This window comes from Clostridium celatum DSM 1785, from assembly GCF_000320405.1.
GTDB lineage: Bacteria > Bacillota > Clostridia > Clostridiales > Clostridiaceae > Clostridium > Clostridium celatum.
This window is the reverse complement of sequence record NZ_KB291619.1, coordinates 1-13,027: the sequence shown is the minus strand read 5'-3', so window position 1 is coordinate 13,027 and position 13,027 is coordinate 1. Positions and strand designations below refer to the sequence as shown.

The window sequence follows — 13,027 nt, the reverse complement described above, 5'->3', positions numbered from 1 at the left end:
TACAAATGGCAAATTAATAAGAGTCATCTTTATTTGCCATTTGTTATAAAAATATTTTAGAGTAAGAGTTAACCTAAGTTTATTTTTTCACCAATCTTTTCTCCCATATTAACTTTTGTTTCAAAGCCAAAGGAAGATTGCAGTAATATATCATCATCAATTAATACTGTATTGGGTTTAAAGAATAAAATTGTTGTAGAACCACCAAATTTAAAGTAACCTTTTTCGTCACCTTTTTTTACTTTGGTATTTGGTTTGTAACTTTGAATTATAGAACCAACACATGTTGCACCAACTTCTACATGAATTATATCTCCAAAGTTTTTAGAATGAAAAACACTCCATTCACGTTTGTTTTGACAATAAAGCTTAGGAATTCTTTCTAAGGCAACAGGATTTACAGAGTAATAATTACCATTAACAATATTAGATTTTTCTGCAATACCGTCATCAACAAAGTGAAGTCTATGATAATCTATTGGGCATAATCTTAATACTAAACAAGTTCCACCTTCATATTCTTTAGCAATTTCATCATCTTGTAATAATTCAGATAAACTATAACTAATATTCTTAACTTGAATAATATTATCTATTGAAATATCAGTATAGGCAAATAAACGCCCATCTCCAGGAGAGATTAATATATTTTTATCTTTATTTATAGGTCTAGCTTCTTTTGTAAGTTTTCTTGTAAAGAAATCATTAAAGCTTTTAAAGTCTGATGGATCAGTAACACACATATCTATATCAATATTAAAATTTTTTATAAAAGAAGGAATTTTTTTTGTACTTATTTTAGTGTCACAATAGATTCCATATAATTTAGAAAATAATTTTCTTTTTACTAATAACTCTAAAAACCCTTTGCCAATAGGTGATTCATATGCCCATCTAATGGATTTTTCACCGGCAACATTTTCAGTATCATATTTATTTGTATGTCTATTATAAACTTGTATCATTTATTTACCTCTTATTTACTAACTAAAACAATATAATAATTGAATATTATACATATTATAACAAAAAAGTTTAGTTTATTTAATGAGATATTATATATTTTTACTTAAAAATACATTAATATCTTTTAATTTATATCAAAAATTATTTAATAAAACTTAAAGTAAAAGGTTGCACAAAATGCACAACCTTTTAATATTATTCACCGAATTTTTCAACAAATTCGTCAAATGACATAGTTCTATCAAATATAGTACCATCATTATTTATTTTTATTATTCTATTTGCATCTGTTTGAACTAATTGGTGGTCATGAGAAGCAAATAAAATATTACTATCAAAGTCTCTTAAACGGTTATTAACAGAAGTAATTGATTCAAGGTCTAAATGGTTAGTAGGGCCATCTAAAATTATTACATCAGCGTTAGATAACATCATTTTAGAAAGCATACATCTAACTTTTTCTCCTCCTGATAATACATTAGCTTGTTTTAAAGCTTCTTCTCCAGAGAATAACATTCTTCCTAAGAATCCTCTTATGTAGCTTTCAGATTTTTCTTCAGAGAACTGTCTAAGCCAATCAACTAAGCTTAATGAACAATCATTAAAGAATTCAGAATTATCTTTAGGGAAATAAGAAGTAGTTATAGTTATACCCCATTTAAATTCCCCAGCATCTGGTTCCATTTCTCCTGTTATTATTTTAAATAAAGTAGTGATTGCAATTTCATTTCCGATAAATGCAATTTTATCTTCTTTATTTACTCTGAAGCTTACATTGTCTAAAACTTTAACACCATCAATAGTCTTAGATAATCCTTCAACTACTAATATATCATTACCAACTTCTCTTTCAGGCTTGAATCCAACGAATGGGTATCTTCTGCTTGAAGGTTGGATATCATCTAAAGTAATTTTATCTAATAATTTCTTTCTAGATGTAGCTTGCTTAGATTTAGAAGCATTAGCACTGAATCTAGCAATGAAGTCTTGTAATTCTTTAATTTTTTCTTCTTTCTTCTTGTTTTGATCTTTAGCCATTTGTAATGCTAATTGGCTTGATTCATACCAGAAGTCATAGTTACCAACGTATAATTTAATCTTACCAAAGTCAACGTCAGCCATATGAGTACAAACCTCGTTTAAGAAGTGTCTATCGTGTGATACTACGATAACTGTACCTTCAAAATCTCCAAGGAAGTTTTGAAGCCATTTAATTGATTTAATGTCTAAGTGGTTAGTAGGCTCGTCTAGAATTAATATTCCAGGGTTACCAAATAAAGCTTGAGCAAGTAATACTTTTACTTTTTCTGCACCAGTTAATTCAGACATTAATTTATAATGTGAGTCAGTTCCGATTCCAAGTCCTTGTAATAATGATGATGCTTCTGATTCAGCTTCCCAACCATTTAGCTCGGCAAATTCACCTTCTAATTCAGCAGCTTTGATTCCGTCTTCATCTGAAAAATCAGGTTTAGCATATAAAGCATCCTTTTCTTTCATTATTTCATATAATCTTTTATTACCCATTATAACTGTTTCTAAAACTTCAAATTCATCATATGCATAATGTGTCTGTTTTAAAACAGACATTCTTGTATTTGGGGCAATTATAACTTCACCAGTATTTGGTTCAACATCTCCAGATAATATTTTTAAAAATGTAGATTTACCAGCTCCATTAGCACCGATAACACCATAACAGTTACCAGGAGTAAATTTGATATTAACATCTTCAAATAACTTACGAGACCCATATCTTAAACTTACGTTTATTACATTAATCACTCAACATACCTCATTTCATTTATTATTCTTTCGCTATTATAACACAAAGTTTTTATATTTTCATGAAAATATGCAATATTAGGATAGTGAATTAGTGAGAAAATTGCAAAAAAAATCTTTGTAAAAAATTACTTAAAAACAATAGAAAAAGCTACCGTATAAAAATTATATTAATAACTTCAATACAATAGCTTTTTCTATATTACACTAAATATTTATCGAGGTCTTCTATATTTTCTATATCAAATATATCTAGTGCAATATTTATAATATATTTATTTTCTAAGTCTTCAAGTTTTTCAAGGTACTTATCAGATATTTTACCAAATTTTTTATTCAATAATTTAATCAATAATAAATGCTGACCCTTTTCAATACCATCTTCATATAAGTTAAGCATAGAATATCAACCTCTCATACTAAGATTTAATTATATTACATAAGTAAAGACACAAATAAAATGACTTAAGCTACCTAATAAAATAAATATATGAAATATTTCATGATTACCCCAATTACCTATTTTTAGAGTATTAGGTTTTAATGCATAAATAACTCCACCAATTGTATAAAGCACACCACCTAGAATTAATAAAAATAAACTAATACTAGGTAAAATAGCTGATAGAGGTTTTAGCATAAATAAAGCAGCCCAACCCATACCAATATACATAGCACTGTTTACCCAACTAGGGCAGTTAAACCAACAAAGTTTAAATATAATTCCAAATATTGCGATAGAAATCATTATAGTAAACATAGTAAATCCAAATTTTCCACCTAAGGATACTAAACAAAATGGAGCATAGGAACCTGCTATTAATACAAAAATCATTGAATGATCTAGTTTTTGAAATATAGAAATAACTTTTTCTGTTGAAATTATTCCGTGATAAGTTCCTGAGGTTGTATATAAAAGAATTAAACTAATTCCAAAAATAGCTACAGATATTATTGTAACAGTAGAAGCTCCGTTAGACATAGCTTTAATAAGCATTGCAATTAAAGCAACTAATGATAATAAAGCACCAGTAAGATGGGTAATAGAATTTATAGGTTCTCTAAATTTTTTATACATAAAATACACCTCTTATTTCAACAAGTAGTTTTTAAAACTATATGATATTATATTAATATTATTATTTATATGTGCAAGTTAGTCAAAGTTTATTTTGGGAGATTTAAAGAAATTAAAATGAAATACATATGTTTTTCTTGAAAATATTAGAAAATACTATTAATATTGAAATATAACAATGATAATAAGTGGTTTTTAAAACTAGATGGAGGCCTTATGGACATAAATGAAATTTTAAATGGATTAATATTAGAAAATAATATTAAATTAGATGAGATACCTGAAATAGATTTATATATGGATCAAGTAATACAATTATTCGAATCAAAACTATCAGCTCAAAAGAGAAATGAAGATGAAAAGATATTAACAAAAACAATGATAAATAATTACGCTAAAGGATAGTTATTATTACCAATAAAGAATAAGAAATACTCAAAAGAACATTTGATATTAATGTCATTAATTTATATTTTAAAGTGAGCATTATCAATTAATGATATAAAAAGTAGTTTAGATAATATAATAAATCAGTGTGAAGAGAATGAAAATTATCCATTAAGGGAGTTGTATTCTTGTTTCTTAGAACTATGTGAGGTAGATGCAGGGGTCTTCAAAGAGGAAGTCGCTACTAAGGTTGAAGCAATTAATAATAATATTAATGAAAATGATAAAATAAATGGAGAACTTGAAAAGAAGTTTTTATTATTATGTTCTTTAGTTAATATGAGTAATATGTATAGAAGGATGAGTGAAAAATTAATTGATGAATTTTTTAGTGAAGGAGAGAAATAGTCATGAAAAATTCAAATGATTTAAAAAGAGAATTAGATAGAATTGATGGTAGAGGTTATAAGTCTTATAAGGATTTAGAGGGGCAATATGATTTTGATAAATTTATATTAAGTATAGATCATGTTCAAGGTGATCCTTTTGCAGCACCATCAAGAATTAGAGTTATAGTAAAAAATAATATTAATAAATTTCCTATAGAATTATTTAAAGAAGGATATAAAAGAGTTGCTTTATGTGATTTTTTAACTAGACTTTTCACTAAAAATATATATAAGTATGGAGAAAGAATTTTTGGTTCTGGAAAAAGTGGTATTATTGAAATAAGTAGGTGTCCACAACAAATACTAGAAAGGTCTTCAATAATAATAGATAAAGAGAAAATAGAGGCCAGATTTTATATAGGATTTCCTGCAAGAGGAAGAAGTGTACTATCAAAGGAGTTAGAAAAAATATTATTTAATATTTTGCCTAATATAATTGAGAATACTCTAATTTATACAAACATTAACACTAGAAGATTAATTGAAAGAATAAAGCTTGTAGAAGATCAACAATATATTAGAAATAATCTTGATAAACATAATTTAATAGCTTTTGTAGCGAATAACTCAATACTTCCAAGAGAAAGTGGAGTGTCAGAAAAGCCATTAAATAGTGGGAAAAAATTTATTTCACCAAAGTCGTTAGAAGTAGAATTTAATACACCTAATAGAGGAAGTATTAAAGGAATGGGAATACCTAAGGGAATAACACTTATAGTTGGTGGAGGATATCATGGTAAGTCAACATTACTTAGAGCTTTAGAGCTTGGTGTATATAATCATATTGAAGGTGATGGAAGAGAGTTTGTTATAACTGATGATTCTGCTTTAAAAGTTAGAGCAGAAGATGGAAGAGCAATAACAAAGACTGATATATCACTGTTTATAAATAATTTACCTAATGGAAAAGATACTGTTAGTTTTTACACTGAAAATGCAAGTGGAAGTACATCACAAGCAGCGAATATAATTGAAGGAATTGAAAGTAATACAAAGTTATTTTTAATTGATGAAGATACATCAGCAACGAACTTTATGATTAGGGATAATATTATGCAACAGCTTGTAGCAAAGGATAAAGAACCAATTACACCTTTTATAGATGTTGCAAAAAGTCTTTATAGTAAGCTTGGGATATCAACAATACTAGTGGCAGGAAGTTCAGGAGACTTTTTCGATATTGCTGATTTAGTTATTCAAATGGATAATTATGAACCGTATGAAGTTACTGAAAAAGCAAAATCTTTAAGCAAGGGAAATTTTAACATGCTAAAGAAATAAATATAGATATTAATTTTAATAGAGTATTACTTAGAGGAACTATAGAAGCAGGACCAAAAGGTGTTAAAATTAAAACTTTAGGTAAGGATGGTATATCTATTAATAAAGAAAATATAGATTTAAGGTCTGTAGAGCAATTAATAGATAGTGAGCAATTAAATACTATTGGGGCTGCAATGAAGTATGCTGAAAATAATTTAATGGGTAAGAATTTAACTTTATCACAAATTGCAGATAAGATTTGTGATGAAATGAATAAAAACCTTATTGATATTGATAGAATAAAAGGTGGATATGGAAGTCTTGCCAAGGTAAGAAAGCAAGAACTATTATGTGCGTATAATAGATATAGAAAGATAAAGATAAAATAATTTGAATAAATGGAAAAAATATCTAGTATATTTTCGCAAAGTATGGTAATATTAATATTGTAAAGTTAATAATTTACAATATGGCTTGTTGGTCAAGAGGTCAAGACGTCACCCTCTCACGGTGAAATCAGGGGTTCGATTCCCCTACAGGTCACCATATTAAGAAATTTAAGAGCAAACTGTAGGTTTGCTCTTTTTTTATTTATAAGAAAGTAGTAATTATATTTTAATAAATATAATTATTACTTTAAAAGGTAAGTTAAACTGCTGTTAAAGTAATTTAATTGCATGTTAAATACAGTTAGTATTGCATAAAACAAAAAGATGAGTATAATAAAATATAAATAATATGTTGAAAGGAGAAAAATGGTGAACAAGGAAATTCTAAATTTGCAAGAAGTATGTGAATTGTTAAATGTTAGTGAAAAAACAATGATTAAGTTATTAAAAGAAGAAAATATACCAGCAAGAAAAATTGGAAGAGAATGGAGGTTCAGTAAACAAGCAGTTATTAATTGGTTAGGTACAGGAAATTCATTAGAGTATAGCGGTACTGAGGAATATTTAATAGATATATATGAAAAAGATACTAGCAAGCTTTTAGATTTACTAGATAGAGTACACGAAAGAGTAAGTATAATTAGAAAAAATAAAAAATAGAGCACTTTAATGTCAGGGGATATGTTATGAAAAATATATTTAAGATTTATAAGGGAGATTTAAAAAGAATTTTTGTGAGCTATGCAGCTATTATTGTAGTAGCAGCGTTATGCATATTACCGTCTTTATATGCGTGGTTTAATATAAAGGCATCATGGGATCCTTATTCAGAAGCGGCTACAAGTGGAATAAAAATAGGAGTAGTTAATAATGATTTAGGAACAGTATTAAATGATAAAGAAATAAATATAGGTGATACTGTAGTTGATGAGCTTAAAGATAATAGGAGCTTAGGATGGCAGTTTGTAAGTGAGGAAGAAGCAGCAAAAGCTGTTGAAGAAGGAACTTATTATGCGATGATAACTATTCCTGAAAGTTTTTCTGCTGATTTAACATCAATAATTGATGAAGATATAAAAAAAGGTGAAATAGTCTATACAGTTAATGAAAAAGTTAATGCTATTGCACCAAAGTTAACTGATAAGGGAGCTAGTGGAGTTAAAGAAAAAGTAAGTAAAGCTGTTGTTGAAACTGTAAGTGAAGCTATATTTGGAGTTGCTAATGAAGTAGGAATAGAATTAGAGAATCAAATTCCTAAAATATCAACAATACATAATTCATTATTAGAGTTACAAAGTAAATTTGATAATATAAATAATACAACTGATTTAGCTTATGATGGGGCTATAAAATTAGAAGATTTAATAAAAGAAATACAAGAGGAGATTCCTTTAATTCAGTCTACTATAAAAAATGCTCAAAGTTTAAGTATTAGTGTTGAAGAGTTTTTAACAGATTCAAAAGATGCAGTTAATACATTAGCACCAACATTAAAGGAAGATATAAAAATAATAAATGAAATTTCAAATGAAGTATTAAAGCATACACAAGCTCTTATTGATGCAATAAATTCAGGTTCAGATAAGGTTCCAGAAATAGTGGACAACCTAATAACAAAAGTAAATGGAATTCAAGAAATGACACAATCACTAATAAGTATGTTAGAAAAGCTGAATAAGTTTAACCCAGCAAGACCATTTGATGAGGTTATTAGTCAATTACAAAGTGTTAGTGATAGTTTAAATATTGTAGTAGAAACTTTAAATACAGTAAAGATAATGTAGCAAAAGGAATAACTCCAGATTTAAGTCTATTAAATAAAATAATTACACTATCTACTAATGTTTCAGATATTACTAATGGATTATATACTAATTTTGATTCAAGTATCATTCCAAAATTAAATGAGATTTTTGATAAGGGATATGAAGTTGCTGAAGGTGCATTAGTTGTTTTAAAAGAGGCAGAAAATAAGCTTCCGCAAGTAGAAGATATTTTGAATATTGCAGTTACTGGTGTAGATAGTGGAATTGATGGATTAGAGTATGTAAAAGAAAAGCTTCCTAAAGTAGAAGAAATGATTAATGAAATAACAGAAAAAATAGGAAAAATAAATAATAATGAATCATTACAAGAAGTAGTAGATTTATTGAAGGCTGATGTTGCAAAGAGAAGTGATTTTTTAGCTAATCCAGTTGAGATTACAGAAAATAAATTATTTCCTATGCAAAATTATGGAACAGCTATGACTCCTTTTTATACAGTACTATCATTATGGGTAGGAATTTTACTTTTAGTTTCAATTTTAAGTGTACATGCTGATGGTGAATATAAACCTGTAGAAGTTTATTTTGGTAAATTATTATTATTCTTAAGTATAGCATGTATACAAGGATTAATAGTAGCATTAGGAGATTTATATATATTAAAAATTTATTGTGTAAATCCAGGAATGTTTGTGTTAGGTAGCATATTTACTAGTATGGTATTTACTTTTATAGTATATTCTTTAGTTTCTGTATTTGGAAATGTAGGAAAGGTAATAGGAATAATATTATTAGTTCTTCAAGTAGCTGGTTCTGGAGGAACATTCCCGATACAACTAACACCGCAATTTTTCCAGATTATTAATCCATTCTTACCATTTACGTATGCAAACTCTTTTGCTAGAGAAGCTATAGGTGGTGTAGTAACAAATGTATTAATAAATGATATTATTGTTTTATCATCATATGTAATTTTATCTATGCTAATTGCTATTGTGTTAAAGAAACCTATAAATAAACTTTTAAGTGGATTTATAGAGAACTTCCATAAAAGCAAAATAGGTGAGCATTAATTAAAGTAGCATTATTTATCATAAATATAGCAATAAATAAAAAGGATGTATTATATTGAATTAGTATTCAATATAATACATCCTTTTAAGTTCTTAATAAATGAAGTTTGCGATTAAAACTATAACAGGTAAAGTTATTAAAGTTCGTTCTATAAATATAATTATTAATTCTTTTATATTTACTGGGATTTTTGATCCAAGTAGAACTCCACCAACTTCAGACATATATATAAGTTGAGTTACTGATACAGCAGCAACTATAAATTTTGTCATTTCACTAGTTATTGTTGTTGAAGCAACAACTGAAGGAAGTAGCATATCTGCAAATCCAACAACTAATGTTTGAGAAGCTTGAAGGGCTTCAGGTACTTGTAATAATTGAAGTATTGGAACAAATGGTAATCCAAGTATTTTAAATATTGGAGTATAAGTTGCAATTATAAGAGCTATAGTAGCCATACACATAACAACAGGAAGAACTCCAATCCACATATCTAAAACATTTTTGAATCCATCAACAAAGAATTCTTTTATGTGAGAATTTTCTTCAGCTTTTTCAATTGCCTTTTTATATCCCCATGAGAATGAAGTATATCCTTCTGGAATAGATTCATCTATTTTTTTAGTTTCACCATTATAATAAGTATCTTTTTTCTTTGATAATGGATAAATTCTTGGAACTATTATTGCTGCAACTATACCAGCAAATGTTACAGTTAAATAAAATGGCACAAACATATTTCCAAGTCCAACAGTATTTATTACCACTAAGCTGAAAGTTATTGAAACTGCTGAGAAGGTAGTACTTATAGTAGCAGCCTCTCTTTCTGTATAGAAACCATCTTCATATTGCTTATTAGTTAACATTATTCCAAGGGTTCCATCTCCTAACCAAGATGTAATACAGTCAATTGATGAACGGCCAGGTAGTTTAAATACAGGTCTCATTACTTTTGTTAATAATGCACCGAAGAATTCTAATAGGCCAAAGTTAAGTAACAATGGTAAGAACAAACCTGCAAATAGGAATATTGAAAATAATACAGTTAAAAGATCATGTAATACAAATGCACCAGTATCTCCACTAATTATCATTTCAGGTCCTATTTGAAATGCAGCTAGTACCCCAAATATTCCACCAAGCACTCTTGCAGTTAACCATAATGGTGTAGTACTAAAAAGTGAGTTTAAAAATTTATTATTAACGATAAATTTTGGTTTTAATAAAGTTGTTATTAAACTAATAACTGCTGATAAAGCTAGTGTTCCAGTTATTATATAAACAAGATAATCTCCTAAAAAGTCAACTAACATGCTTGAAAAAATAGCAATAGGAATTGTTATATCTCCGTTATGCTTTACTGGTATCATAAAAAGTATTACACCCAGTATTGATGGAAGTATAAATTTTAAGTTATCTTTTAAAGTTACTTTTTTATTGTCAACGGGTTTTAATCCTGAAATCTCCATAACGTTCTCCTTTTATACAGAATTTTTTTATAATTATTCATCTCTATTCATTTTATATGCAAAAATATTAAAAATCAATAGTATAAATGTATAAAAAACAAAAAAGTTTTATAAAATTTAATGTTTATGTATAAAAATTAAGAAATGCAAAAGATTTATGCACAAATTCATATATGTGGAAATGAAACTTTAAAAATACTACAATATTTAATAGGAAATTTTTATAGCAAATAATTAAAAACATAATTATAATATATAGATAATAAGCTAGATTTTGGGAGATGACATAAATGAACTTTAGAGAAGGTATAAAACAGTGTAATAGAATAGTTGTTAAAGTAGGAACTTCAACTCTTACTTATAATAATGGAAATATTAATTTAACTAGAATTGAAAAATTAACTAGAGTTTTATCAGATTTAATGAACTCTGGAAAAGAAGTTGTTCTTGTTACATCAGGTGCAGTTGGAGTAGGAGTAAATAAGCTTAAATTAAAGGAAAAACCAAAGACTATAAAAGAAAAGCAAGCTGTTGCGGCTGTAGGACAATGTGAGCTTATGCATATATACAGTAAATTTTTTGGAGAATATAGTCATATAGTTGGGCAAGTATTATTAACTAGAGATGTTGTTGAAGATGATCATATAAGACAAAATGTTGTTAATACATTTGAAACTTTAATAGATAATAGAATAATACCAATAGTAAATGAAAATGATACTGTTGCTATAGATGAGATAGAAAATATAGTTAGATTTGGTGATAATGATAATTTATCTGCTATAGTAGCGCAATTGGTATCAGCAGACCTTTTAATTATATTATCTGATATAGATGGATTTTATGATTCAGATCCAAGAAAAAATCCAGATTCAAAACTTATAAAGATAGTAGAAGAAATAACTCCTGAATTAGAAGCATGTGCTGGTGGTGCAGGAAGTAATCTTGGAACTGGTGGAATGGCGACTAAATTAACTGCAGCGAAAAGAGCTATAAATGCAGGATGTAATATGATTTTAGCTAATGGTGAGAATCCAGAACTTTTATTAGATATTATCAGTGTAAAAGATATTGGAACATTATTTATAAAGAAGTAGTTATAAGAGGAGATCATAATAATGAGCGAATTAATTGTTAAAGGTAAAAAGGCAAGAGAGGAATCATTTATATTAGGAAATATTAGCACAGCAGAAAAAAATAATGGATTAAATGCGATGGCATCTTTTTTAGTTAATAATAAAGATGAAATAATTTCTGCAAATAAGTTAGATTTGCAAGCAGCAATAGAAAAGGGTACATCTAAATCTATGCTTGATAGATTAGCTTTAAATGAAGATAGAATAGAAGCAATGGCAAATGGATTAAAACAAGTAGCTGCACTTCCAGATCCAGTAGGTGAAGTTTTAGGAATGTGGACTAGACCTAATGGATTACAAATTGGTCAAAAAAGAGTTCCAATGGGAGTTATAGGTATAATATATGAAGCAAGACCAAATGTAACTAGCGATGCAGCAGACTTTGTTTTAAGGCAGGAAATGCAGTTATTTTAAGAGGTGGTAGTGAAGCTATAAATTCTAATAAAGCTATAGTTAAAGTTTTAGTAAAAGGACTTAAATCTGTAGGGCTTCCAGAAGATGCAATTCAATTAGTAGAAAATACAAGTAGAGAAGTTGCAACTGAAATGATGAGATTAAATGAATATATAGATATTCTAATACCAAGAGGTGGAGCAGGTCTTATTCAAGCAGTAGTAAAGAATGCAACAGTTCCTGTAATAGAAACTGGCACAGGAAACTGCCATATATATGTGGATGAATATGCTGATTTTGAAATGGCTAAAAATATAGTTATTAATGCAAAAACATCAAGACCATCAGTATGTAATGCAGCAGAAAAATTATTAGTAAATGAAAAGATTGCTAAAGAATTTATGCCACTAATTTTAAAATCTCTAAGAGATAAAGAAGTAGAAATTAGAGGTGATGAATCAGCAATTGCTTATGATTCTTCAATAATAAAGGCAACTGATGAGGAATGGTACAACGAATATTTAGATTATAAAATTGGAGTAAAAGTAGTTAAAGATATAGACGAAGCTATTAATATAATTAATAAATTTGGATCAGGACATTCAGAAGCTATAGTTACTAAAGACTATGAAAATTCTCAAAAGTTTTTACAAAAAGTAAATGCAGCAGCTGTTTATGTTAATGCATCAACTAGGTTTACTGATGGAGAAGAATTTGGGTTTGGAGCTGAAATAGGTATAAGCACACAAAAGCTTCATGCAAGAGGACCTATGGGACTTAAAGAATTAACTACTATTAAATACATTATTTACGGAAATGGACAGATAAGATAAGTGAGCCTCCAAATTTTAATTTGGTTAGGCGAACTTACT

The 13,027-nt window shown here is 27.7% G+C and carries 9 protein-coding genes, 1 tRNA gene and 3 pseudogenes; 8 read left to right on the top strand and 5 right to left on the bottom strand.

Features of this window, described 5'->3' with window-relative positions; all coding sequences use genetic code 11:
- Positions 1–68 precede the first annotated feature (68 nt).
- The 4 genes from HMPREF0216_RS04860 to trhA form a co-directional block, all read right to left on the bottom strand.
- Positions 69–965 carry a phosphatidylserine decarboxylase gene (locus HMPREF0216_RS04860; protein ID WP_005211867.1) on the bottom strand — a complete coding sequence of 299 codons (897 nt, stop codon included), beginning with the start codon at positions 963–965 and terminating at the stop codon, positions 69–71.
- Between the two features lie 196 nt (positions 966–1,161).
- Positions 1,162–2,751, bottom strand: a complete 1,590-nt coding sequence (locus HMPREF0216_RS04855; protein WP_005211862.1) for an ABC-F family ATP-binding cassette domain-containing protein — start codon at positions 2,749–2,751, stop codon at positions 1,162–1,164.
- Between the two features lie 202 nt (positions 2,752–2,953).
- Positions 2,954–3,151, bottom strand: coding sequence for a DUF4351 domain-containing protein (locus HMPREF0216_RS04850; protein WP_005211860.1), 198 nt, complete (start codon positions 3,149–3,151; stop codon positions 2,954–2,956).
- A gap of 30 nt (positions 3,152–3,181) precedes the next feature.
- Positions 3,182–3,829, bottom strand: a complete 648-nt coding sequence (gene trhA / locus HMPREF0216_RS04845) for a PAQR family membrane homeostasis protein TrhA (RefSeq protein ID WP_005211859.1) — start codon at positions 3,827–3,829, stop codon at positions 3,182–3,184.
- A gap of 216 nt (positions 3,830–4,045) precedes the next feature.
- Between trhA and HMPREF0216_RS04840 the strand changes: the two are divergent.
- From HMPREF0216_RS04840 to HMPREF0216_RS17630, 6 genes and pseudogenes are all read left to right on the top strand, one after another.
- Positions 4,046–4,624: pseudogene (locus HMPREF0216_RS04840) on the top strand (DUF1836 domain-containing protein).
- A gap of 2 nt (positions 4,625–4,626) precedes the next feature.
- Positions 4,627–6,317 (top strand): annotated as a pseudogene (locus HMPREF0216_RS04835) (ABC-ATPase domain-containing protein).
- 82 nt (positions 6,318–6,399) lie between these two features.
- A tRNA-Glu gene (locus tag HMPREF0216_RS04830) sits at positions 6,400–6,474 on the top strand.
- 212 nt (positions 6,475–6,686) lie between these two features.
- Positions 6,687–6,977, top strand: coding sequence for a helix-turn-helix domain-containing protein (locus tag HMPREF0216_RS04825; RefSeq protein WP_051040662.1), 291 nt, complete (start codon positions 6,687–6,689; stop codon positions 6,975–6,977).
- Positions 6,978–7,003: 26 nt separating this feature from the next.
- Positions 7,004–8,101, top strand: a complete 1,098-nt coding sequence (locus tag HMPREF0216_RS17635) for a YhgE/Pip domain-containing protein (RefSeq protein WP_005211844.1) — start codon at positions 7,004–7,006, stop codon at positions 8,099–8,101.
- Positions 8,102–8,313: 212 nt separating this feature from the next.
- Positions 8,314–9,156, top strand: a complete 843-nt coding sequence (locus HMPREF0216_RS17630; RefSeq protein WP_005211842.1) for a YhgE/Pip family protein — start codon at positions 8,314–8,316, stop codon at positions 9,154–9,156.
- Positions 9,157–9,249: 93 nt separating this feature from the next.
- On the opposite strand, the gene HMPREF0216_RS04815 is transcribed toward HMPREF0216_RS17630, so the two are convergent.
- Positions 9,250–10,626, bottom strand: coding sequence for a YjiH family protein (locus HMPREF0216_RS04815; RefSeq protein WP_005211837.1), 1,377 nt, complete (start codon positions 10,624–10,626; stop codon positions 9,250–9,252).
- 290 nt (positions 10,627–10,916) lie between these two features.
- Between HMPREF0216_RS04815 and proB the strand changes: the two genes are divergently transcribed.
- Positions 10,917–11,723, top strand: a complete 807-nt coding sequence (gene proB / locus HMPREF0216_RS04810; RefSeq protein WP_005211835.1) for a glutamate 5-kinase — start codon at positions 10,917–10,919, stop codon at positions 11,721–11,723.
- Between the two features lie 21 nt (positions 11,724–11,744).
- A pseudogene (locus tag HMPREF0216_RS04805) lies at positions 11,745–12,988 on the top strand (glutamate-5-semialdehyde dehydrogenase).
- Positions 12,989–13,027 lie beyond the last annotated feature (39 nt).

Bases quoted from the DNA above. Each gene is read 5' to 3' on its own strand.
- HMPREF0216_RS04860 (WP_005211867.1), bottom strand. From the start codon at position 965: ATGATACAAGTTTATAATAGACATACAAATAAATATGATACTGAAAAT.
- HMPREF0216_RS04850 (WP_005211860.1), bottom strand. From the start codon at position 3,151: ATGCTTAACTTATATGAAGATGGTATTGAAAAGGGTCAGCATTTATTA.
- trhA (WP_005211859.1), bottom strand. From the start codon at position 3,829: ATGTATAAAAAATTTAGAGAACCTATAAATTCTATTACCCATCTTACT.
- HMPREF0216_RS17635 (WP_005211844.1), top strand. From the start codon at position 7,004: ATGAAAAATATATTTAAGATTTATAAGGGAGATTTAAAAAGAATTTTT.
- HMPREF0216_RS04815 (WP_005211837.1), bottom strand. From the start codon at position 10,626: ATGGAGATTTCAGGATTAAAACCCGTTGACAATAAAAAAGTAACTTTA.
- proB (WP_005211835.1), top strand. From the start codon at position 10,917: ATGAACTTTAGAGAAGGTATAAAACAGTGTAATAGAATAGTTGTTAAA.